Annotated in this window: 13 protein-coding genes and 1 pseudogene; 3 read left to right on the top strand and 11 right to left on the bottom strand. The window is 49.0% G+C overall.

All coding sequences use genetic code 11. From position 1 onward, the window contains the following. Window positions 1-19: 19 nt before the first annotated feature. The 3 genes from HNQ56_RS12675 to HNQ56_RS12665 are packed head-to-tail and all read right to left on the bottom strand — an operon-like array spanning window position 20 to window position 6,320. Window positions 20-727, bottom strand: a complete 708-nt coding sequence (locus HNQ56_RS12675; RefSeq protein ID WP_429146595.1) for a DNA alkylation repair protein — start codon at window positions 725-727, stop codon at window positions 20-22. A gap of 38 nt (window positions 728-765) precedes the next feature. Continuing rightward, window positions 766-3,546: an NYN domain-containing protein gene (locus HNQ56_RS12670; protein ID WP_429146592.1), complete on the bottom strand. Its 2,781-nt coding sequence runs from the start codon at window positions 3,544-3,546 to the stop codon at window positions 766-768. Then, entirely contained in the window at window positions 3,543-6,320 is a 2,778-nt protein-coding gene (locus HNQ56_RS12665) for an EAL domain-containing protein (protein ID WP_429146589.1), read from the bottom strand. Before HNQ56_RS12665 ends, HNQ56_RS12670 begins: the two co-directional genes overlap by 4 nt. Window positions 6,321-6,575: 255 nt before the next feature. On the opposite strand from HNQ56_RS12665, the gene HNQ56_RS12660 reads away from it, so the two are divergent. The 3 genes and pseudogenes from HNQ56_RS12660 (at window position 6,576) to HNQ56_RS12650 (ending at window position 9,328) form a co-directional block, all read left to right on the top strand. Next, window positions 6,576-6,941 carry an ArsR/SmtB family transcription factor gene (locus tag HNQ56_RS12660; protein WP_429146586.1) on the top strand — a complete coding sequence of 122 codons (366 nt, stop codon included), beginning with the start codon at window positions 6,576-6,578 and terminating at the stop codon, window positions 6,939-6,941. 44 nt (window positions 6,942-6,985) lie between these two features. Continuing rightward, a pseudogene (locus tag HNQ56_RS12655) lies at window positions 6,986-7,117 on the top strand (heavy-metal-associated domain-containing protein); the annotation flags it as partial. An 87-nt stretch (window positions 7,118-7,204) separates the two neighbouring features. Beyond that, window positions 7,205-9,328 carry a heavy metal translocating P-type ATPase gene (locus tag HNQ56_RS12650; RefSeq protein ID WP_429147060.1) on the top strand — a complete coding sequence of 708 codons (2,124 nt, stop codon included), beginning with the start codon at window positions 7,205-7,207 and terminating at the stop codon, window positions 9,326-9,328. Between the two features lie 275 nt (window positions 9,329-9,603). Here HNQ56_RS12650 and HNQ56_RS12645 read toward each other — a convergent pair whose 3' ends face one another. The 8 genes from HNQ56_RS12645 to HNQ56_RS12610 all read right to left on the bottom strand — a co-directional run bounded on the left by HNQ56_RS12645 (window position 9,604) and on the right by HNQ56_RS12610 (window position 23,397). Next, window positions 9,604-12,438, bottom strand: coding sequence for a glycoside hydrolase family 2 TIM barrel-domain containing protein (locus HNQ56_RS12645; RefSeq protein WP_429146583.1), 2,835 nt, complete (start codon window positions 12,436-12,438; stop codon window positions 9,604-9,606). 67 nt (window positions 12,439-12,505) lie between these two features. Next, the gene (locus tag HNQ56_RS12640) at window positions 12,506-12,775 is read right to left on the bottom strand and encodes a DUF6033 family protein (protein ID WP_429146581.1); all 270 of its coding nucleotides are present in this window, start codon (window positions 12,773-12,775) and stop codon (window positions 12,506-12,508) included. 73 nt (window positions 12,776-12,848) lie between these two features. After that, window positions 12,849-17,870 carry a diguanylate cyclase domain-containing protein gene (locus HNQ56_RS12635; protein WP_429146578.1) on the bottom strand — a complete coding sequence of 1,674 codons (5,022 nt, stop codon included), beginning with the start codon at window positions 17,868-17,870 and terminating at the stop codon, window positions 12,849-12,851. Between the two features lie 100 nt (window positions 17,871-17,970). Then, complete coding sequence (locus HNQ56_RS12630; RefSeq protein WP_429146575.1) at window positions 17,971-19,161, bottom strand: phosphopentomutase; 1,191 nt, start codon at window positions 19,159-19,161, stop codon at window positions 17,971-17,973. 21 nt (window positions 19,162-19,182) lie between these two features. After that, on the bottom strand, window positions 19,183-19,965 hold the full coding sequence (gene udp, locus HNQ56_RS12625; RefSeq protein WP_429146572.1) for a uridine phosphorylase: 783 nt from the start codon (window positions 19,963-19,965) through the stop codon (window positions 19,183-19,185). 347 nt (window positions 19,966-20,312) lie between these two features. Next, entirely contained in the window at window positions 20,313-21,344 is a 1,032-nt protein-coding gene (locus HNQ56_RS12620; protein WP_429146569.1) for a LacI family DNA-binding transcriptional regulator, read from the bottom strand. A 29-nt stretch (window positions 21,345-21,373) separates the two neighbouring features. Beyond that, complete coding sequence (locus HNQ56_RS12615) at window positions 21,374-22,453, bottom strand: glycoside hydrolase family 130 protein (protein ID WP_429146566.1); 1,080 nt, start codon at window positions 22,451-22,453, stop codon at window positions 21,374-21,376. Beyond that, window positions 22,450-23,397, bottom strand: a complete 948-nt coding sequence (locus HNQ56_RS12610; protein WP_429146564.1) for a DUF1861 family protein — start codon at window positions 23,395-23,397, stop codon at window positions 22,450-22,452. Before HNQ56_RS12610 ends, HNQ56_RS12615 begins: the two co-directional genes overlap by 4 nt. Window positions 23,398-23,402: the final 5 nt, after the last annotated feature.

The following is a 23,402-nucleotide window of genomic DNA, read 5'->3' as shown; positions in this document are numbered from 1 at the left end:
AATGAATTGAAGTAGCTTCTCAGCATCGGACATTCCTGCGCTTAAACCCCAGCTTTCCTTTCTCCGCTTCCCTCTGAATAGCGGCTTCGGCCAGATTAACCGCAAGCTTTGTCTTCCCCCGGTATATCGTTACCTCCCCTATCTCTTTGGCAATCTTTTTTGCTTCCTCATGCAGGGGTAAATAGGATACCCCAACCGCAATCACAAAATTATTCATAGCATACTTTGTCCTGTCCGGCTGGCTGTGAATAGTCTGTCCTGCCCGGATCAGCAGCTCCAGAAGATGCTCACGGTCAAATTCGTTGTCCTTTCGGGTACCCAGAAGCCATTCATAACAGCTCCACCCCGCCGACATAGCCAGCTCCTTCCCGCTGTCGATCCACCGGTCCGATACGGAAAAAGCAATCCTTGTCTCAGCGAGGGTCACGGCTACGATATAATCTGAAATCATATAAAAATATGCTCCGGCAATCCACCGTTCAAAATCTTCCTCTGTCATTTTATCCGGTTCGGCAATCATGCCGGCCAGATACATCGCATCATAATTTCCCGTGGCATAGAGCTGTTCCGCCATGGACTGGTTAAATCTCAACTGCTTAAACAGGGGTTTCATAGCGCTTATGCTTACTCCAAAGACAGGCTCTTTTGCACCGTTCCCCATGTATAGCTTCTTCGTCCGCTCTGACCCAAGGGCTTGAAGCTGATTCATGACTTCCTGTAACTCCATTCTGCTACCTCCTTACTGATTTTCCCCAGCGGCTTCTTCTACTCTGATTGATCCAGCTCATTTCTGATTTCTTCGGTGAACCGGTCGCTGAGATAAGCCCGTCCCGTACGGGGCCTGTCCAGGTATTCTCTTCTGATCTGATCCCCGATCCGTTTGATCTCTTCCTTCAGCTCCGCGGCAGACATCCTCAATGCTCCCTTCCCCAATATGATCATCTGCTCCAGGGCATCCGAGGTTGCAACCGTCACATGGTGCTTATCCGCAATTTCATGGGTCACCCTTTCTATATACTGGTCCGCTGTCTCGGCTTCCTTTGTATATACCACATGAATATTGTGATATGCCAGAACCTCACCAATTCCGCCCTTTACCTTATAGGCGTCGAAGACCAGAATCAGGATGCAATTTTTAAAGCCCTGATAATTACAGAGAATATCCATCAGTTTATTTCTCGCGGCGTCCATATTATCTTTTGCCAGCTCACTCAGTTCCTCCCAGGAGAAGATAATATTATAACCGTCTACCAGCAGATATTCTTTCGCCGACATTTTATCAGACAGGGCGGCCTGCTGTATTCCGCCGTTCCCCTTCGCCGGAGCACCTGCTGAGCCGGAACTGTCCTTTTGCTTCTGCGGGGAAGTACTCTGATTTCTTCTCTCCGCTCCAAGACGTCCCCTGGAGGGGTCCAGCCGCTGCTTAATCGGGCCGAACGTCCGGACAAAGATCTCTTCCAGCTCTTTATCCTGCTGCAGGGATATCTCATAATGAGCACGCTTCCTGATAGCAGCTGTTTCAGCCTGTCCGGCTACTGCCTCCTGCTTTTCCGAAACAGACCTTAAGCCGGCCCCTTCCAGATGCATGAAATCCTCCACCCTGTCCCACGCAACCGTAAAGCCTGCACCGTGGGCGCAGAACACAGATCCGGTGGGATTATCCAGATCCCGTTCACTGTCATAGCCGATGGTGCGGATTACTTCCTCCTGGTTATGACAGGGCTCATACCCTTTCAAGGTGCAAAAAAGCCTTCCCCGTCCCCTGGTATAGGCTGTCACCTGAATATGATAGCTCCTCATGGCTGCAACCGGAGCACTCCCGGTCAGCACCGACATCTCACCGTCCGCGTCGGGAGGGAGGAAGGTTCCGTTCATCCGCTGGATATCCGACATGGCTCTTCCCACTGTTTCCGAGGGTATCTCCAGCCGGAAGCGGTAATAGGGCTCCAGCAGGATGCTCTTTGCCTTCTTTAACCCCTGGCGCACCGCCCTGTAGGTTGCCTGCCTGAAATCTCCGCCTTCCGTATGCTTCTGATGAGCCCGTCCGGCAATCAGGGTGATCTTCATATCTGTGACCGGAGAACCGGTCAGTACACCGATGTGCTCCTTCTCCTCCAGATGGGTCAGAATCAGCCGCTGCCAGCTGCGGTCCAGTTCATCCTCACTGCAGCGGCTGGCCAGGGTCAGGCCCGATCCCGGCTCCCCCGGTTCAAGAAGCAGGTGTACCTCCGCATAATGACGCAGCGGTTCAAAATGCCCCACGCCCTCCACCGGCTCCGCAATGGTCTCCTTATAGACAACCCTTCCTTCTCCGAATTCCACCGTAATGCCAAAACGCTCTGATATGAGGTTTTTCAGAATTTCAACCTGTACCTCGCCCATCAGCTGTACATGGATCTCCTTTAACTGCTCGGACCACACCACGTGCAGCTGGGGATCCTCTTCCTCCAGCTGACGCAATTTCAACAGCAATGTATGGGCATCACAATCCGGCGGAGGCAGTATATGATAGCCCAGCACCGGCTCCAGCACCGGAAGATCGGAGCCGGCTTCCATTCCCAGTCCCTGACCCGGATAGGTTTTACTCAGTCCGGTAACCGCACATAGTGTTCCGGCTTCCGCCTGATCCACCGCCTCATACCTGGCACCGGAATAAATCCGTATCTGATCCGGCTTTTCCTCCCATACCTCATCTTCCTTTCCGCCGAACGTAGCATGGGCCGCGTCCTCCCTGCGGTTGGTCAGCAGCATCTTTACCCTGAGGCTTCCTCCGGTGATCTTCATAAGGGTTAAACGGTTTCCCTGCTCATCCCTCATAATTTTATATACCTTGGCACCAAATTCATCCCTTTGCGGAGGCTTCTGCGTATACCGTGCCAGGCCGTCCAAGAAATCCTGTATCCCCTCCTGCCGGAGAGCCGAACCAAAATAACAGGGAAATATCCCCCGCCTCCGGATCACCTTCGCCACAGCTGCGGGTTCCATCTTCCCTGTTTCCATATATTCTTCCAGCAGCCCTTCATCGGAGACCGCAAGGTTCTCCTGAAACTGCGTTTCATCCTGTCCTTCGCTGAAATCAACGCATCCGTCACTGAGACGCTTCTTCAGCTCCGCCATCAGAGCGGCTCTGTCCGTCCCTTCCAGATCCATCTTATTGATGAACAGAAAGACCGGCACCTGATACCTGGCCAGAAGCTTCCATAAGGTTTCCGTATGCCCCTGTACCCCATCGCTCCCGCTGATGACCAGAATTGCATAATCCAGCACCTGCAGAGTTCTCTCCATCTCCGCAGAAAAATCCACATGACCGGGCGTATCCAGCAGGGTTGCTTCCAAGTCGGCCTGCTTAAATACCGCCTGCTTCGAAAAAATGGTGATTCCCCGGGCCCGTTCCAGATTATGGGTGTCTAAAAAGGTATTGCCATGATCAACCCTGCCCAATCTGCGAATACTTCCCGTCCGATAAAGTATGGCTTCCGCCAGGGTTGTCTTCCCTGCATCTACATGGGCTAAAATACCGACTACCAGCTTCTTCCGACCCTTCATGGCTGTTCCGCTTCCTTGATCCCAAGCTCTTTGGCAAAATCCCGTTCAAATAAGGCGGGGACATTCCAGGCCGGCACAGGCTTGCTCATAAGATACCCCTGGATACTGTCACAGCCGCACTGATGCAGGTACTCCAGCTGCTTGCCAGTCTCCACTCCCTCTGCAATCACCTCAATATCCAGCTCATGTACCAGGGAAATAATCGCACCGGTAATTGCATTCTTAAACTGTTCGCTGTCCAGATCGTGGATGAAGCTCCTGTCTATCTTAAGGACATCAATGGGAAGCTTTTTCAAATAACTCAGAGAGGAGTAGCCTGTCCCAAAGTCATCCAGAGATATCTTGATCCCCAGCCCCCGAAGCTCCTCCAGCATGATAATACTGGAATCAAAGGAGCTGATCATCATGGTCTCGGTCACTTCCAGCTCCAAATGCCGCGCGGGAAGCCCGGTCGCATTGAGAATCTTCTTTACCTTATGGACAAAATCCGTCTGCTTTAACTGAATTGCCGAAATATTAACCGAGATCAGAAAATCAACGCCATAGCAGCAGAACTCCTTAGCCTGGCGGCAGGCTTCATACAGAATCCATTCCCCCATGGGTACAATCAGACCGCTTCCCTCTGCAATAGGAATGAATTCAGCCGGGGAAAGCACTCCCAATTCCTCATCCGTCCACCGGACCAAAGCCTCAAAGCCCCTGATTTTTCCGCTTTTCAGACAGATCTGGGGCTGGTAATTCAAGGTAAAACGCTCCTGGTGCAGAGCCTCCCTCAGATGGCTCTCTATGGTCATTCGTTTTAAAATATCCGTACGTATGCTGTTTCGGTAAAACTGAATATTATTCTTTCCCATATTCTTGGCACGGTACATTGCCACATCGGCGTTCTTCAGCAGATCCTCACTGCTGCCCGTGATGTCGGGATACATGACAACTCCCATGCTCGGGCTGATATTCAAGCGATAGCCATTGAACTCAAAAGGCTTTAACACACTTTCTTTCATTCTGAGGCAGTAATGATAGACTTCCTGCTCACTGTTAATATCAACAAGAAGGATGGCAAATTCATCCCCTCCCAGCCTGGTCACTATCTCCTGTCCTGAAACAAGTTCCCGAAGCCGGTCCGCCATAATCTGAAGAAGCCGGTCACCGGTGCTGTGTCCCAGCATATCATTGACATCTTTAAAATTATCCAGATCCATATAAATAACGGCCAGCTTTTGCTTTTCCCTGTCCGCCCTTAACTGGGCCTGCTCCATTTCCTTCAAAAATAGAGTCCGGTTGGGCAGATCCGTCAGCATATCATGGTAAGCCAGATGCTCCAATTTGCTTTGCTGCTCCTTTATCCTGGTAATATCAATAAAGGAACCGGCCATCAAATAAGGCTTTCCCTTCGTGTCTCTTAATACCTTACCGGAGGACTTAACCCACCGGTGGGAGCCATCCTTGCAGACAAACCGGAATTCCACCTCATATTTAGGCGCTTTACCGGACAGATAAGCGGAAAGAACCTGACTGGAATATTCCCTGTCCTCGGGATGAATGATACGATCCAGGTAATAGATACTGGGGAAATCCTCCGCCCGGTATCCAAGCCCCTCGGCAAACTGGCTGGAAATGGTATATCTGTCCTCCGCTATGTCATATTGCCATACGCCCTCCGAGGTTGCCTCAATGATGAGCTTGTTGGTCTCCTCCATCTTATTCAAACGGGCCATGCTGTCATTTAACTGGCTATAATTGCTTCGGAGCTCTTCCTCCTGGGATAACAGCTCCTCATAAAGGGCCGTGATTTCTTCCTTCTTCTGGAGCAGCTCGTCATTTTGCTGCCTCAGCTCCTCCTCGGAGGCAAGAAGCTCCTCATAAAGCGAGCTCAATTCATCGTTCTTATTCTTCAGCTCCAGCTCATCCGCCACATCCTTGGTAATGTCCCTTACCACACCAAGAATGCGGGTGTGCTTTCCCTGGGCATCCTTCTCCGTCTCCAGCAGGGAATGAATATGTTTAACCGTACCTTTGACCGTACGGATCTCTACCTTCATATCAGAGCCGACACCTTCCTCCAGGAAGCTTCTCACATATTCCCTGAGTTCATCCGGATTCTGTCCCGCATAGTTTTCAATCACTTCCTTAAAATCAATATCCCGCCGGGGTCCGTCAATCTCATAGATACGCCGTGTCTCGTCGGAGGCCCAGAACCGGCCCGTCGCCAAATCCACCTCCCAGTTGCCCACATGTGCGATCTGCTGGGCCTTACTCAGGCGGCGTTCATTTCTCTCTATTTCCTTCTGGGCGGCAAGCAGCTGTTCATTTTTCTCCTGCAGCTCCCGATAGAGCTGCGATTGCCCTTTATATACCTTCCTCAGCTCCTGATGCTTCATCTGCAGCTTATGTGCCTGCTCCTTCAGCTCCGTAATATCGACAAACACCGCAATAAAATATCCTATCTGAGGACAAAAGGCACTGACAGAATACCACCTGTCAAAGGCCTGGGAGTATTGCTCGGTAACATTAGGGTTCCCGCTTAAGGCAACCTCTCCAAAAAATTTAACCCAGCTGAGGGAATCGTGATCGATGGAGGGCATAAACTCACGGAGCGTCCTGCCAAGGATATCTTCCCGCCTCAAACCTGTAAATTCCTCAAATGCCCGATTTACTTGAATGTATCGATAATCAATGGGGTTGCCGTCGTTATCCGTTATAATGCTGTGATAGGCAAACCCATTCATCATATTATCAATCACTGAGTTATAGAATTCTTCTGTTATCTCCATCTGCAGCTCTCCTGTTCATCAATATTGTTTTATCCTGTGTGGTTAATGAATTAAAGGGGGGAGACATAGCTTAAAATCCGCAATTAACTATATTTAATGATAACACATTACCGATCATAAGTAAATATTTCATAAATCAGTTTAAATCGTTCTTGACAATATTGAAGTTATATTTTAGAATACAGTTGAACAACAATTCAATCATTCAACTGTGTATTTTATTTATGAAATATTCTTATAATGGAGGGACTTACAATGTGTGCTTATACTGCCGATTTTGATCGATGCGACTGCAATATGATTCATGAGGATGTTGTCAATGATGTCCGGGAGCATATGCCTGACGATGACATTCTGCTGGATCTGTCCGACATATTCAAGGTATTCAGCGATTCTACCCGTGTGAAGATTCTCTGCGCCCTGTTCCGGGCGGAGATGTGCGTCTGCGATATCGCAGTCCTTCTGGGTATGACCAAGTCTTCTATTTCACATCAGCTCCGGATTCTGAAACAGGCCAAGTTGGTGAAGTACCGCAGGGATGGGAAGGTCGTATATTATTCTATGGCCGATGACCATGTCAAGTCCATATTCGATCAGGGCTTGCTTCATGTTTGTGAATAATATCGCATCTGGTTTCATCTTATTCAATAAAGGAGAGCATAATTATGGCTTCAATCAAAAAACAATATATCCTGGAAGGGCTCTGCTGCGGTAACTGCGCCGCCAAAATCGAACGGGATATTAACAAGCTGGACGGCGTCTCCTCTGCCGCTGTTGATTTCGTATCGAAAACCCTTACCATGGAGCTTGCCGACCATACCTTGGAAAACAGTCTTGCGGCCCAGGCAGATGCCATTATCAAACGGCATGATTCCCAGATCAATATGACCGAGAAAGAGACCGTACAGTCCGGCACAAAAGTCCTGTATCTTCTTGGCCTGCACTGCGCGGACTGCGCGCGGAAAATCGATTCCCAGGTCAGCCGCATCCAGGGTGTCCGCACGGTATCCCTGGATTTTGTTTCACAAAAGCTGATCATCGAAGCAGCCGACCGCAAGGATCTGCCCGCAATTCTGCGCCAGGCTTCCCAGATTGCAGCGGAAATCGAGCCTTCCATACAAATCTCCTACGCAAATCAGTCCCCTTCCAAGAACACCCGGACCGCGCTGGAATTATGGGGCGGCCGTCTCAGCCTGATTGCCGGAGCGGCGCTCTTTGTTATTGGTTCCATATTTGATTTTGCTTCGCCGTATGATCTGATCCTCTTTCTTGCCGCCTATCTTCTGGCGGGAGGCGAAGTTGTGCTCCGGGCGTTGAAAAATATATCCAGGGGTCAGATATTTGACGAGAACTTTCTTATGAGTATCGCAACCATAGGCGCTTTTGCAATTGGCGAGTATCCGGAAGGTGTTGCGGTAATGCTCTTCTATCAGATTGGTGAAGAGATCCAGAAGCTGGCGGTCAACCGCTCTCGTAAGTCTATCTCTTCCCTCATGGATATCCGTCCCGATTTTGCCAATCGGAAGGCGGGTAATGATATCCGCCGTGTTTCTCCCGAGGAAGTCAGCATCGGTGATCTGATTCTGGTCAAGCCCGGCGAGAAAATCCCGCTGGACGGCCGCGTCATAGAAGGCAGCTCCGCTCTGGATACCTCCGCCCTCACCGGAGAGGCCCTTCCCCGTGATGTTGGTCCCGGCAGCGAGGTGCTGTCCGGTTCCATTAATACAAACGGTGTGCTGACAATTGAGGTCTCCAGGGAGTTCGGGGAATCCACCATTACCAAAATACTTGACCTGGTTCAAAACGCCAGCAGCAAAAAAGCCCCTACCGAAAATTTTATTACTAAGTTTGCCAGATACTACACTCCTGTCGTAACCTTTGCCGCCCTGTCTCTTGCCGTCCTTCCGCCGCTTCTGATCCCCGGCGCCCTTTTCAGTGACTGGATCTACCGGGCCCTGGCTTTTCTTGTGGTTTCCTGCCCCTGTGCACTGGTAATCTCCATTCCCCTGGGTTTTTTCGGAGGAATCGGCGGTGCGTCCAGAAACGGAATTCTGGTAAAAGGAAGCAATTATCTGGAGGCGTTGAATCATATCGATACCATTGTATTTGACAAGACAGGAACGCTGACGAAGGGAAGCTTCCAGGTAACCTCCGTTGCCGGTGCAAACGGCTGGACACAGGAAGAATTGCTGGCTGTGGCCGCCCATGCGGAAAGCTTCTCCAATCATCCCATTGCCCTGTCCATCCAAAAGGAATACGGTCGGGAAATCAATTCCGGAAGGCTTACTCACCAGGAGGAGTTGCCGGGACTGGGACTGCGGGTCTCTCTGGATGGAAGAACCGTACTGGCCGGAAACGGAAAGCTCCTGGATTCGGAGCATATTGCCTGGACTCCTGCCAATGCCCTGGGCAGCATAGTGTATCTGGCCGTGGACGGGACCTACGCCGGCTGCATTGTAATCTCCGATGAATTGAAACCGGACTCAAAAAAGGCTGCGCAGGAACTGAAGAGACTGGGTGTCAGGCGGCTGGCGATGCTTACCGGTGACAGCAAGGCCGTGGGTGAGGCAATTGCACGCGAGATCGGCCTGGATGCAGCGTATACGGAACTGCTCCCCCACCAGAAGGTAGAACAGCTGGAAGCGCTGGAGAAGAGTAAAACAGGGAAGGGTAAGCTGGTATTTGTAGGTGACGGAATTAATGATGCACCGGTGCTGGCAAGAGCCGATATCGGAATTGCCATGGGTGCCCTGGGTTCCGACGCAGCCATTGAAGCCGCCGATGTAGTCCTGATGACCGACGAGCCCTCCAAAATTGTATCCGCCATTGAAACAGCCCGTAAGACAAAAGCCATCGTCTGGCAGAATATCCTCTTTGCCATTGGAGTAAAGGTTGTCATCCTTCTTCTGGCAGCGGCAGGATATGCAACAATGTGGGAAGCAGTGTTCGGTGATGTGGGCGTTACAGTAATTGCGATTTTAAATTCTATGCGAGCCATGAGAAAATAGGGAGAGATCATAACCAGTATCCGGCTTAGAAATTAATATTATGTTTGATTGCAATATTTTGGAACATATGATAATATTTTGGCATAAGGGATATAAGCAAAGACGGACGAGCAACGGCAGCTTAAGAAGGAAGCACGGGAACAAAAGCTTCGGCAGGATGATCAGGAAGCCAATCCGCTGCTGTCAGAATACGCATCGCAATCAACAACGGATTCCGGTATCATTCCTGCCGGAGACAGTGCCGGCAGTTCCATGGAATAACAGCTCCCGCCGGTTCATCTGTTTAGAATATCCAGCAATTCTTCCTCCCCCAGCTCCGCCTCCGGATTAAAGTCCGCGGAGCTCATATAACGAAGGATGCTGTATTCCAGCCATCTGGCAGGGAGGCTGCCGGGAAGCCCCCGCAAATCCCTGGTACAGATCAACAGCCTGCCGCTGCCCACCCTCAGTTCCAGCAGATTTCCCAACCGATGGTTGCGTTCAAAATTATCAATGGACCAAACCAGCGGCTTAATATTATATTCATCCAGAATCAGAGCTCTGGAACCGGTAACGATGTCATACCACTGCGGGGTAGTATATTCCCGCACGGGAAAATATTCGAATACCGGTTTTTCTTTATGGATGAAAAGACCATGGGTTCCCACCGGAACCGGTTTTTTCATGCCTTCGGAGATGGAGCGAAACATCGGGTAGCACCAGAAATCTGTACAATAGGTTCCCGGAAGGGAGTTTCCATCCCTGAGCTTTTCCGGGTACAGCAGCACTTTCCTGCCCTGCCGGAGCCCCTGACATGCCGCCCCTGTGTTCCCGGTGATCAGAACCTCTTCCTGTTCCCCCGTCCCTACTGCCGGATCAGATGGGCTTTTTGGCAAATCCTTGGGGTAAGTCCATAGTGTATAGCAGTTACAAATCTCTGTACCCTCCAGAGAAAGCTTCAGCTCCAGCCTTTCGGGACGCTTCCTTACAGGTAATTCCAGAAGGAAGTCACTCAACTGAAATACTCCTCCAAAATATTCTCCCTGTTCCTGATTCACCTGGGTCAGAAGCTCTCCCTCCTCATCAGAAAGGGACAGCACCACCTTCGGATTCCTGATTTTCTCCCGCCGAAAAACAGTCAGCTTCATACCGACCCGTATCTTCTCTCCGGCGGCATGCACCATTCCCGGCAATTCCGCCAGGAGAACTCCATCGGAGCAGAACTGCCTCCATTCACGGTCCGGCAGGATTCCCTTGCTCTCCATAAAGGAATTCAAGATGCCGACCAGCGCTGTCCCCTGGCCGGTAAAGTCCTGAAGATCCAGTATCTGAAAACCCGCCAGCTCTTTACTTCTCAAGGCGGTTTCCAGCTCTGCCTTATAGCATTCTGCGGCAAATCTTCCTGATGCCCGGAAGAAATCATCTGCCATAAAGAGCAGCTTCTTCTCCTCCAGTCTCCTTTGGAATACTTCCAGATTCCGTGCCTTCAATACTCCGGTATACTTAGCAATTTCTGAAAAATCAGGATACATGGCATACTGTCCTATTTCATGGGACACCACCGGTATCTCAGGAAGCAGTTCCTCAACCGCCTCTGCCTTTACGGTTTTAATTCCTGTGCCATACTGGATCTCCACCTCTCCTCCTGCCATAGAAGCCTTTACCGGCATATCCGCCGCAGGATTTTCTCCCCGGATGCCCGGCCGGATCATCTGGTCATAATTATAGACCGTATCCGGCGCCTTCGTCTGAATATGTCCCTGGGGAGCATCGCACATCGCATAGGAACCCCGGAACAGCCTGTCTCTGGAAAAACGCACACCGCAGTAAAAATCCTCATTTTCAAGAATACAGGGCATAAATTGAAAATTGTTGGAGCCCTGGGTATACAGATGTCTCGAATCATGGCGGCGGTATCCCAGAAGGATTTCATCCAGCCGTTCCCTGCTTCCCCAAAGTTCATTTCCCAAGGACATCATAACAAAGGAAGGGTGATTTCCAAACTCATCCAGAATACGGAAGCCCTCATCGATGAGATATTGCTGGGCCTGTGCATCATGCCCCTCCTCTCCCTCCCGGGTTACGGTTCCCCAGAAGGGCAGCTCCGGCTCCATATAGATGCCCAGCTGATCTGCCGCGGCAAAGGCCGCTTCCGGCGGGCAGCAGGTATGAAAGCGATAATGATTGATGCCATACTGCTTTGCCATCGTCATAACCTTCAGCCAGCTCTCCGTGTCGGCAGGCGCATATCCGGTCAGCGGGAAGATCATTCCATCGTGCTTGCCCCTCAGGAAGGTACGAACTCCATTGATCTCAAAATATCTGCCGGCCGCTTTAAAATCCCGCAGGCCAAAGGAATGGCTGCTGTTCTCCTCCAGCCCCCTGTCGCTATGCAGGGATAACTGCAGTTGATATAAATGGGGTGTATGTTCGCTCCAGGCTATGGCCGTTTCATCCATATCATAGAAAAAATTGTTCTCTCCCTCCTCCAGAGTATATTCCCTCTGGGGAAAGATCCGCTCCCCATCCGTAACCCAGGCTGTCAGAATGCCATGGGCCGTGCCGCACAGCTTAACCCTCGTATTAATCCGCTTTCCGGCAGCGTCAGGATAGATCTGCACTCCTGTCAGACGAATTCGGCTGCATTCCTCAAGATAGAATTCCCCTGTGATCCCGTTCCAGTTCGTCTGGGTATCAGGAGAGGTCATATGCCCTCCCTTGACCGGATAGGAAGTGTTATCAATCATGATGGTAAGCTTCTTCTTTCCCGCCGCATAGGGAGTGAGACGATAACGGTGAGCCGTACACAAGCTGTTATTGCTTCCCATATACTGATTTCCCAGCCAGACATGTGAGATTCTGGTTCTTTCCAGGACCAGATACACTTCTTCCGCCTGTTCTCCTTCAAACTCGATCTCCCTGGAATACCAGGCATATCCTTCAAACAAATACGGATCGGTCAGACAGCCGATCTGTTCCTCCTGGGAAGGTATCCCCTTCCCCGCCTCAGAAACGGTCCCCGGCAGAAGAATATTATCCGCCAGGCGGATTCCATAATATCCCTTCTCAATCCCTTTCTTCTCCCCATCCAGGCAGAACTCCCATCTGCCGCTTAAATCTGTCTTCTTCATAAAATCTCCCCTCATTTAAAGATAGACTATCCACTTTTCATCAAATGGATAGTCTTCTAAGCTTTCCCTATATCTTATAATCCACCGTCCGCCCTATTGCTTTCTCATCCTCCGTCCGCACCTGGTCAGCCCAAGCCTCCATCTCATAATCCTGTATCTTCTTCAGCAGCTCATCAATGGAACTGGCGATGATTGTGATTTGCCTCTTCTCTTCCAGCCGCTCCTGCGCTTCCTTGCGGGCGGCAGCCTTCGCTTCCGGCCCCGGGACACTATCCGCGGCCCCGGCATTTGGATAGCCAGCTGTCGAAGAATAATCCCAGTAATTGATCTCATTCATATTGTTTTCCTCCTTGAAAAAATATTAGAAAATCCGTTCTCTGGTGATTATTTCGGCATATTGCATTCATAAATTAATAGTAAAAACTATATTGATTCTTACCCCTTTCTTTTGCGACATACATAGCCCGGTCGGAATTGCTGATCAACTCTTCCACCTTACTTCCGTTCTGCTTCGACAGGCAGATGCCTATGCTGGAAGTGACCACTACCTTCGTTCCATCCTCATCAATTTGAATGGGTTCGCCAATGGTATCAATAATTCGCTGGCACAGCTTTTCAATTGCGTTTTTGCTTTTCACATTCTCGATTACCAGAATGAACTCATCTCCCCCCAGCCTGGAGACCATATCACAGCCTCTGATGGTATCCAGCAGCCTTTCGGCAATCGTAACCAGAACAAGATCACCCTTCTCATGCCCATAATAGTCATTCACCGACTTGAAGCCGTCCAGATCGACGAACAAAACCGCAATAATACTTTTATCATAAGACGCCGCCTCCAGGGAGTGCTCCAGAAAATTCTGGAACATCCGCCGGTTAGGCAGATTCGTCAGACTGTCATGGTTTGCCATGTGCTGAAGGCGCTTCTCGGCAAGCTTACGAATTCCGATCTCTTCCCTCAACTCCTTCGTCTTATTGTCTACCAGAAACTTGAGATTGCTGTAGAGATAAGCATTTTCTAGAGAAATTGCCAGCTGGGAGGCAATGGTGGTCAGAGCCTCCAGGCGCTTCTTGTCAAAAGCTCCTTCAATCAGCTTATTTTCCAGATACAGCAAGCCTTTCAAATCTCCCTTATTAATCACCGGCATGCACAGAATCGACTTGGAGCCGCAGGCCAGGACATAATCATTCAGCTTAAACATATTGGAAACCGACGCATCATCCAGTACAACCGTTTCCCTGGTCCTATCCGCGTAATTCAAGATCCGCAGAGAGATACAGTCCGTTTCCACCGCACGTTCCTCTATACTGCATTTCTTCCCGCCTTCCGAATGCCCTTCCGCACGGATGATAAATCTGCCCTCTTCATTTTTCGTTATATAATAAATATCCTGCGCCCCGGAAACCTCCAGCAGAATCTGGATGAGCTTCTCCAGGATAGATTCCTGGTTGATTTCTTCCGAAATCGCCTGGGAGGCAGTGATCAGAGCATTGAAGTCAATATTGGATCTGGTCACGGAAGTGCCGCTCAGGGACATGATGCCGTGATTTCTTTTACTAATGGCACTTACATGAAACAGCCCCTCATTGTTCTCCTTAAGCTGCCGGGCTTTTCCGTCCGCATCCCAGGCAAGGTATGTTGCATATGCCTCTCTTAAAAAATTAGCTGCGGTTTTCGGACTGTTGAGCTTTAGAAAACGCTGGGCGGCCAGCTCACAGATGATCGCATAATGGTAGGGTCTGCTGCTCATTTCCGCTTCCCGAATCGCTTTCTCATAGAGCATGACCGATTCAATTGCGCTGCCGCCAAAGCCCGCTAATTCCGCTTTGACAGCGCTGTATAAGTGCATAAAATTACCGGGAGCATCCGCCGCTCTTTCCTGCAGCCATTTCTGGTTTTGATCCAGCACCTCATGAAGCCTCTTCCTCTCTTCACTGCCGCAATCCTCCTTTTCCATCCGTTTGCAGATGGAGAGGGAATGGAGAAAATTGTGAAGGGCCAAGGGATAAAAGCCGGTAATTGCCGGAAGCACCGGCACCGCCGCTTCCGTCAGTTCATATACCTTGTCGTAATCCAGGTAAATGGCGGCGGACAGGGCCCGCAGAATATAAAAGTAGCACCGGGCCATGAGATTGGTGTGTATATTCTCAAGGTGCTCCTCCTCACGGAAACCATCGTCCTCAAAGCTTCCCCAGGAATTTGTCGTCCCCTTCAGCGCTTTATACAGCTGCGCATAGCTGAGATAGCTTTGGAGCCCATGGAGATTCCCTGTTTTCTTAGCAAAAGCCAGGGCCGCCTCATTCTCTGAGAAAAGCTCTCCGATGCTCTGCCCCGTCTCCAGTACGGCCTGCTGGGTCGTAAAATAACTGTAGCAGGCAAATTCGAAATCACCTGCGGTCACATTCCCCTTAAAGGATTCGCGCGCATAAGGGATGCTGTTCTTCAGATCCTCGAACCAATGACAGGTAAACAAGGAAAATACATGGTATACCCTATACAGCTCATTCTTGTATCCCCCCCGCTCCGCCACTCTCTTAGCCGCACAGGCAGCCTCATAGGCTCTCTTATAATCGTTCCGAAATGGTACCAGAACATGCATCAGACTGGCATACAGCTGCAGCCCGTCCGGAGTATAACCATATACCAGGCTCCTTCTGGCGCTGGTAATAATCGTCCACGAGGAATAAAGGGGATCGCAGAAAAAGCTGGCCGCCACGATCCGGTTAAGAATTCTGGCGATTGCAAACTCCTTTTTATCTTCCGCTAGGGTTCCCTCGTAATTTCTTCCTCTGAATTCCGCGTAGTATTCTTCAATTTCAGCCAGGGTGGTGGGATACAGATCCTCTTCGGGGAAATGTACCCCCAGTGTTTCCAGCAGCCCGATGCCAAGGAAGAAAGCATCCCGGTATCTCCCACGATTTGACAGGCTTACCGCCTGCAGGCAGCAGCTTTCGGTAAGATCAACAGGGGCAGCGGTAAGCCTTTGAAGCTGCCGGTAAATCTCATCCGCCTCTTCATAGCGGGACAGACCGCAAAGCACCAGATGGTATGCCGCATAAACCGAAAAAATAAATTCCTCTTCTGCCTGCAAAGCATCCTCATTATCTGCCGCTTGCTCCAGGAAGCCAATAATCTGCTCCAGATACCGGGCCGCCATATCATAAGAAGCCAGGAGGGTTGCGGCACGGGCAGCCTTCAGGAGAATCCCGGCAACACGTTTCTTTTCCTTTGCCGGAGAGATGCGTTCAAAGGCTTTGGCGTAATTGTCAGCCATGTAGAACTGTATGTCCTCGTTCCCTCCGGTACAGTCCCGGGCCTCCTCATAGCATTTTGCCAGGGCGTAATGAATATCAGATCTTCTGTCCTCCGGCAGTATCGTATAGAACAGCTGCTGGAATCTATCGTGAGCAAATTGAAACCGAATCCATGCGCTATCCCCATCATCATTCTGTATCGGATAAATCACCTCGATAGTCACAGCCGGCTTCAGCAGGCGGGATATCTCCTCCTGCTCCATGCCCGATATACCGGCCAGAAAACCGGTGGAAAAGCTCTGACCGCCGCACGCCCCAATCGAAAGAAGGCTTACCGTTTCCTTGGAAAGCTGATCCGTATTCCTGGTGAGAAAATCAATCACATTCTCTTTGGCGGGACAGACCTTTATAGCATCCAAATCCCAGCTCCAATCCCTGCCCGGTCCTCCAAGACGAATCATCCCGTCCCGGTGACAAAGCATCAAAAACTGTTTTATGTAAAATGGATTTCCATGTGTCTTGCTGTAAACAATTCCGGCCAGCTCCATAACCTTATCCGTACTGCTGTTTAACGTATCGGAGAGCATCCGGGTAACCGCGGAAAGAGTGAGCCCTGACAGGGAAAGATGGCGCACATTGATTTCCCGCTGTTTCATCCGCTTCAGACTGAGATTCACCGGATGACCGCTGTCAACCTCATTATCCCGGTAACAGGCCACCAGCATCAGACCGCTGATGTCTTCATTGCTCATGATTTCTCCCAGAATATCCATGGACTCGGAATTGGCGAGATGAATATCGTCAATAAAGATAACCACCGGCTGCAGAGGGGACGCAACCGCTGCCAGCATTCTTTGCACCGCTGCCTTGAATCTTATGCCCGCCTCAACAGGCGACAGCTCCGGCAAGGGCTGGGGCTGTCCGATAATCAGCGCTAACCGGGGAACCTTATCAACCAGCAGGACAGCGTCCTGACCAAGCGCCTCAGAGATACATTTTCTCCAGATGGCAATGGTATTCTCATTTTCCGAAAGAATGGCATCGCAATAGTTTCCAACCAACTGAAAAAGAGCATAATACGGGATATCCCTATGATATTGGTCAAACTTACCGCTAATCATAATTCCGTTTGATTCCAGAACATGCTTATAAACCTCTCCTACCAGGGAGGTCTTCCCGACTCCGGACTGCCCGCTGATGAAGACAGCACATCTTCCGCCTTTCAAAATACTATGATAGGCTTCCTCCAGAACTACGGTCTCCTCTTCCCGGCCGTAGAGCTTATGGGGTATCTCAATCCGGTCATAATAATCGCCAAGTCCCATCTGAAACTCCGGTATTTCATAAATTTCGTCATAATAAGCCAGGCATTTCTTTAAATCAAAAAGAATGCCTTCCGTACTAAGGTATCGGTTCTCCGGCATCTTAGTCATAAGCTTGAAAATCATCCGGGACAGCATCTCCGGAACCTCGGGGTTGACCATTCTGGCTGCCAGAGGAACTCTTGCCACATGATCGTAAATCAGCTCTGCCGGGCTTGCGGAATCAAACGGACGGCGTCCGCAAAGCATTTCGAAAAGGGTAATACCCAGGGAATAAAAATCCGTGCGAAAATCAACAGGACAATTCATTCTTCCTGTCTGTTCCGGTGAAATATAGAATAAAGTCCCCTCCGAAGCTGACGGATCAACCATCAAAGGCTTCTCGAAGGAAAATTCCGCCGATATGCCAAAATCAACAATTGTAATCTTCCTCGTCCGGGGATTATAAATTATATTGGAGGGGGTCAGATCCTTGTGTATAATGCCCGCCTTATGAATCTCGGAAAGGCCGCCCACAATCTCGATTGCAAGATGCAGAAACTCCTTGACGGACATTCTGCGCTCTTTGATATATTGGGATAGAGAAACCCCTCCACAGTATTCCATCACCAGAAAAAATGTCTGATCCAGCTTCACAAAATCAATCGCCCTGGGAACATAGCCGCTCTTCAGCTTTTGCAGGATATTGTATTCATTTCGAAGCTTTGCCAGCGCCTTGGGGCTCATGGTCTCTGTGTTAATTGTTTTTAAGATTACGGGCTCACCCGTCAGGGAATCTATGGCCTTATAGATCTCACTGCTCTCGGTTCCCTGGATATATTCCTGTATTCTATACTGTTCTGAGGTATTAATCATATCGCGGTCTCTCCTCTGAATTGCAACCCTTGCACCTTCATTTTAGCACAAAAAACCCTGCCCGTCATTAAGAATCGCCTGGCCTATTTTGACCATTTAATTAAGCCAGCTGCTTCAGCACGGAGGTGCCAATGGTTCCTTCCGGCATCCCGATATTAAAATTATCCGCAATCGTAGCCCCCACGGCTGCAAAGGCAGGGGCTTCTTCCATGGCGCCGCTCTTTTTCATGGAGGGGGAATAAGCAATAAAAGGCACCCTCTCTCTGGTATGATCCGTTCCGGTATGGGTGGGATCATTGCCATGATCCGCCGTAATAATGAGCAAATCCGAAGGCTTTAGTTTATCCAGCAGCAGTCCCAGGTTCAAATCGAACTTCTCCAGCTCCTCTGCATAACCCACAGGGTTCCTTCTATGCCCCCAGAGCGCATCGAAATCAACCAAATTCACAAAACACAGCCCGGTAAAATCCTTCTCCGCCACTTCCAGGGTCTGTTCCATTCCATGAACGGAGCTTTTGGATTGATAGGCTTCCGTAATCCCTTCCCCGTCAAAGATATCTTTAATCTTCCCAATGGAAATCACACTGTACCCATTCTCCTTCAAGGCGTCCAGGGCAGTCTTTCCAAAGGGCTTCAGGGCATAATCATGCCGATTGCTGGTTCGTACGAATTCTCCCCGCTTCTTGCCGGTATAGGGTCTTGCTATAACCCGTCCCACCTTCCACTCATCCCTCAGGGTCAATTCCCTGGCGATTTCGCAGCAGCGGTACAGCTCCTCCAAGCCAAGAGTCTCCTCATTTCCGCAGATCTGAAGAACAGAATCTGCCGAGGTATAGACAATCATGGCTCCCGTCCGGATCTCCTCCTCCCCCATCTCCTCCAGAATTTCCGTTCCGCTGGCACTTTTATTGCCGATCACTCTTCTTCCGGTACGCCTCTCCAGCTCTTCAATCAATTCTTTGGGAAATCCGGTGTCAGTAAAGGTCTGAAAGGGTTTTTCGGTTTTCAGGCCCATGAGCTCCCAATGTCCGGTCATGGTATCCTTCCCTGCGCTGGCTTCCGACATGGGCATATAATATCCCATGGGCCGGCTCACAGGCGCAACCTGCTTCAAGGGATGGAGGTTCGCCAGCCCCAGCTTCTGAAGATTGGGGATATGGAATTCCGCCACCGCCTCTGAAATATGGCCCAGGGTATCCGTACCGGCATCGCCGTAGGCCGCGGCATCCTCCGCGGCTCCGATTCCCAGAGAATCAATTACAATTGTAAAAATTCTTTTATATTGATACATCTCTTTCCCTCCTGTTTTACTTTATCTGCACCCGCTGTCTTGTTGAATTAATTTTCTAATTGCATTAACTGCTGTCACAATAGCAAGATCGGTATCATGAACCTGGGGATTGCTCAGTCCCTTCTTGGCACGCTCCTGATTGGCAATCACAAGAAATACAGAGCCCACCCTGACCCTCAGATAGCTTCCTGCTACGAACAGGGCGGCGGATTCCATCTCCGAAGCCAGGCATCCGCAGCGAATCCAGGCTTCCCATTTATTCTGCAGCTCATAGCTGACCGGTTTGGTCTCAGGTTCATGCTGGCCATAGAAGGCATCCTTGCATTGCACAACTCCCACATGATAAGGAACCCCGCTCTCTCTGGCCGCATTCATCAGCGCGTTCAGAACATGCACGTCAGGAACCGCAGGAAACTCAATGGGAGCATATTCCTTGCTGGTTCCTTCCATACGGATGGCCCCGTTGGCAATCACCAGATCGCCTCCCATGATATTCTCCTGCATTCCGCCGCAGGTACCCACACGGATAAAGGTGTCCGCCCCGCACCGCACCAGCTCCTCCAGCGCAATGGAAGCCGACGGCCCCCCAATTCCAGTTGAAGTAACACTGACCTTCACTCCGTCAAGATAACCGGTATAAGTAATATATTCCCTGCTGTCTGCAATGAGCTTCGCATCCTTAAAATGTACTGCTATCTTTTCACACCGCTTGGGGTCTCCCGGCAGTATAACATATTTTCCCACATCTTCGGGTCCCAGCTGAACATGGTATTGCTTGCCGGATCCTTCCGTATAATCAACCATAGCCCATCCTCCTTTAAACACAATCTCTCCTATGCTCCAAATACTTTTTAAAGTTGTATCTATTATTCTACTACTTTTTCATAAAAATCCATACTATTTTTTTGATCTATAACTTACATACCAAAAGAAGACCTGAGAACTTTATGACCGCAGGCCCTTATGCCACTATTATAAAATCTTTCCAGAACAAATACAATCCAAAATCCCAGACAAAAAAACAGCTTCTCCAGAAAAGAAGCTGACCAAAGTATTTATTCTGATTGAAAAATCTCCCCTGATGCCGGGAACCGGTGCGGTACCAGGCATGGAGGATAAACCGGGAACCTTTGACTACAAGAATCCCGGAATTAGATGCTGCCAACAGAATCCCGTTCTATCACTTCCGTACTGATTAACACCTTTTCCGGAGGATCGTTCTTATGCTCCAGCCTCCAGATAAACAACTGGATCGCCCTGCTTCCTATCATTTCTTTATTTACACGGATTGTTGTAAGCTTTGGTATAACCATGTTACTTAAGTCTACATCATCAAAACCCATAACACTTATATCCTCCGGTATACGGTAATTTAAATGCCTTAATGAATTGCAGAGCAGGATTGCCGCATTGTCATTGGAACAGAAAAAAACCTCCGGCATCTTTTTTACGCTTTTGACACGTTCGATAATTTTTGCCGTATCATTATTTAATATATCCTGCTCAATATCCGCTACTACCGAATACTGCTCGGAGTATTCGGAGGCCTCAAAATAATCGTCAATTCCCGGCATATGCTTTATTGCTTCAAGATAACCCCAATAACGTTCCCGGACACTTACCGTATAGCCCAAGTCCCCGAAAAAACCGATTTTACGATAACCTTTCTGAATCAGGTAGCGGATTGCCTGGTAGCCGCCCAACCGGTTATCCGTCATAACACTGTCTGTTTCCTCAATAGAAGAGGTGGTATCCACAAGTATCACAGGTATGCCATATTGCTTGACCTTCATCAGGTATTCGGTCTCGACCTTGCCCACGATGAAAATACCTGCTGTCTTTCTGTTTTCGATGCAATTGGGAATTTCATTGTCATCTAAGACAGATATCAGGATATCATAATTATTTTTCTTCGCTTCCTGTTCCAGTCCGAGAAGTATCCTTGAATAGAAATGCATATCTTTAAAATAAATACGCTTGATTAATACCGCCAGGTTCTTACTGGAGAAGGTTTTCTTATATTTTGAGGTTTGGTCTATATACCCCATCTCATCGGCTGTCTTTAAGACCAGGCTTCTGGTCTTTTCACTGATTCCGGACTTATCGTTTAATACTAAGGAAACCGCATTAATCGATAGATTCAATTTATCCGCGATTTCTTTCATGGTAACTTTATTCTTCATACGCAGTCTCCGAAGCTCTTTGTGTGTACTTAAAATACTTGCAGCGATCCATAAATATCCTCCAGGGAGATGTCGGCACGGCATATTTTATCATCTGCCGCACCATAGTATATACTTACCATACCATTTTCAAAAATGCAACCACATGTGAATACGACATTGGGAAAGAAGCCTTCCTTCTCATACCATTCCTCAGGCTCCAGTATTGGTTCAGCCGATTTTGCCAATATTTTGGACGGCTCCCCGGTGTCCAGCAGAAATGCTCCCAGGCAATACCTGTTTTGCTTATCTGCCGCATGATAGATTTTAATCCAGCCTCTTTCCGTCAGAAAAGGTACCGCTCCGCCGCCAATTCTTCCATTTTCCCAGCCATCTTCCGATATTCCGTAAAAATGCTTTTGCCCGCCCCAATGAATGAGATCCGGGGATTTTGCCATCCACATATCAGGATATCCGATCCCATAAGGTACCGGCCTGTTAAACGCCAGATACATCCCGTCAAACATTTCAGGAAAAATGGTGACATCCTTATTTTCAGGTGCAAATATAATTCCATGGCGTTTAAATGTCTTAAAATCCCTGGTGGATACTAAGGCTGTTTTGGCACCGTTTTCTGAAACTGCAGTATATGATATATAGTAAGTATCCATAAGCTTAGTAATCCTGGGATCTTCCATCCCCCAGCCCTCCTCATCCGCCTGAGGCAGGAGGCAGGGCTGCTCATCCACAGTAAAGTGAATTCCATCCTTTGATCTTGCAATACGCAGGTGTGATAACGAGGTTAAATAAATCGCCTTGCTGATGCCATTCGCATCGATCCGGCTAATTGTCCGGTTATCGCTAAAATCATATTCCGGGTGATTCTCCTTCACAATTGTAACAATATCTATAACATCTTTTCCCTCTCTCTTTTTGATAACAGGGATTCTAACCTCATTCTGAGGGACATCCTTTACGCTCTCTGCTACCCTGCATAAAAGCATTACTTCATCGTTATATTTTGTTACTCCGCAATTAAACACACCCTCCACTTTTAAGTGCTCATTACTTGGCTTAATATCTGCCGGTGTAATCAACGGGTTATCAGTACATCTGTTCATTTTATTCATTGAAATAAAGTCTCCTCATATTCGGAAAAGGGGTCAGGAATCTCAATCACATGCCCCTGTGCATCGCTGACACCACAATACAGCTCTGCGAGTCCGCCCGGTTTTCGGATCATTCCTCCGCTAAAAATTACATCTATTAAATCGGGCCTTTTGGCATCGCCCTTCTCAAAATCCTCTCTTGCAGCAATGATTTTCATCGGGGAATATTCCCCGGTATTTAAATCAAAGCAAAAACAGGAGGAATAATAATGCCGGTTTCCCTGCTCATCAAATTTAGCGATATGGGATAAAACTCCGACCTTGCCATTCCTTAATAAGTGAAGTTCATTGGAACCGCCCCACTCTTCCTCATAAAACTGGTCTTCCAAGACCTCCGCCTTCCGGATGTTTTCCACATTTAACTGACTGAGGTCCGATATATGGGTAAAGGCAATCTTGCCCCTTCCTCCAATCATACCCTGCGGCCTGGTAAAGACCCATATATCATGGTCACTGATGGAAAGTAAACGGATATCCTTCATCCGCTCCGGACCTTGCGCAAAGCGTTCCAGCTCCCGGATTGTTTTCCCTTTGTAAAAGACGGTCCGATAGGCTAAGTGTCCGCTGCATTCCGGGTCATCATAGATTTCGACTCCTCCCACAAGGATTTCACCGCCATGCTTTGTAATAAAAGGGTCCTGCAGCTTTAATACCGGATATCCTTCTTTTTTCACCCACCTGCCATCCTTCTCCTCAAAAAAAACAGTTTCAGACACCTCACTGTCTCTTGCTTCAACCCGTCCGGCAATTAAGGTTTCACCATTCCATTGAAAAGGTGCGCTGATATTGTATACATCCCTGTCATCATTTTCACCTAAGTAAAATTGAATTCTATGAGTGGATATTACTTTTCTGTTGTTTCGATATTCCTTTAAAAGCTCATCACAGCTTCGTTTTGTCTCCATATGTC

Origin of the sequence: Anaerotaenia torta, from assembly GCF_050433395.1 — a bacterium.
GTDB classification, from domain to species: domain Bacteria; phylum Bacillota; class Clostridia; order Lachnospirales; family Lachnospiraceae; genus Mobilitalea; species Mobilitalea torta.
This window is presented reverse-complemented; position numbering and strand designations above follow the sequence as displayed.

Coding starts and splice junctions, on each gene's coding strand:
- HNQ56_RS12610 (WP_429146564.1), bottom strand. CDS start 23,397: ATGGAGACAAAACGAAGCTGTGATGAGCTTTTAAAGGAATATCGAAAC.
- HNQ56_RS12665 (WP_429146589.1), bottom strand. CDS start 6,320: ATGGAGATAACAGAAGAATTCTATAACTCAGTGATTGATAATATGATG.
- HNQ56_RS12635 (WP_429146578.1), bottom strand. CDS start 17,870: ATGATTAATACCTCAGAACAGTATAGAATACAGGAATATATCCAGGGA.
- HNQ56_RS12675 (WP_429146595.1), bottom strand. CDS start 727: ATGGAGTTACAGGAAGTCATGAATCAGCTTCAAGCCCTTGGGTCAGAG.
- HNQ56_RS12615 (WP_429146566.1), bottom strand. CDS start 22,453: ATGAATAAAATGAACAGATGTACTGATAACCCGTTGATTACACCGGCA.
- HNQ56_RS12650 (WP_429147060.1), top strand. CDS start 7,205: ATGACCGAGAAAGAGACCGTACAGTCCGGCACAAAAGTCCTGTATCTT.
- udp (WP_429146572.1), bottom strand. CDS start 19,965: ATGGTTGATTATACGGAAGGATCCGGCAAGCAATACCATGTTCAGCTG.
- HNQ56_RS12620 (WP_429146569.1), bottom strand. CDS start 21,344: ATGAAGAATAAAGTTACCATGAAAGAAATCGCGGATAAATTGAATCTA.
- HNQ56_RS12670 (WP_429146592.1), bottom strand. CDS start 3,546: ATGAAGGGTCGGAAGAAGCTGGTAGTCGGTATTTTAGCCCATGTAGAT.
- HNQ56_RS12640 (WP_429146581.1), bottom strand. CDS start 12,775: ATGAATGAGATCAATTACTGGGATTATTCTTCGACAGCTGGCTATCCA.
- HNQ56_RS12660 (WP_429146586.1), top strand. CDS start 6,576: ATGTGTGCTTATACTGCCGATTTTGATCGATGCGACTGCAATATGATT.
- HNQ56_RS12630 (WP_429146575.1), bottom strand. CDS start 19,161: ATGTATCAATATAAAAGAATTTTTACAATTGTAATTGATTCTCTGGGA.
- HNQ56_RS12645 (WP_429146583.1), bottom strand. CDS start 12,438: ATGAAGAAGACAGATTTAAGCGGCAGATGGGAGTTCTGCCTGGATGGG.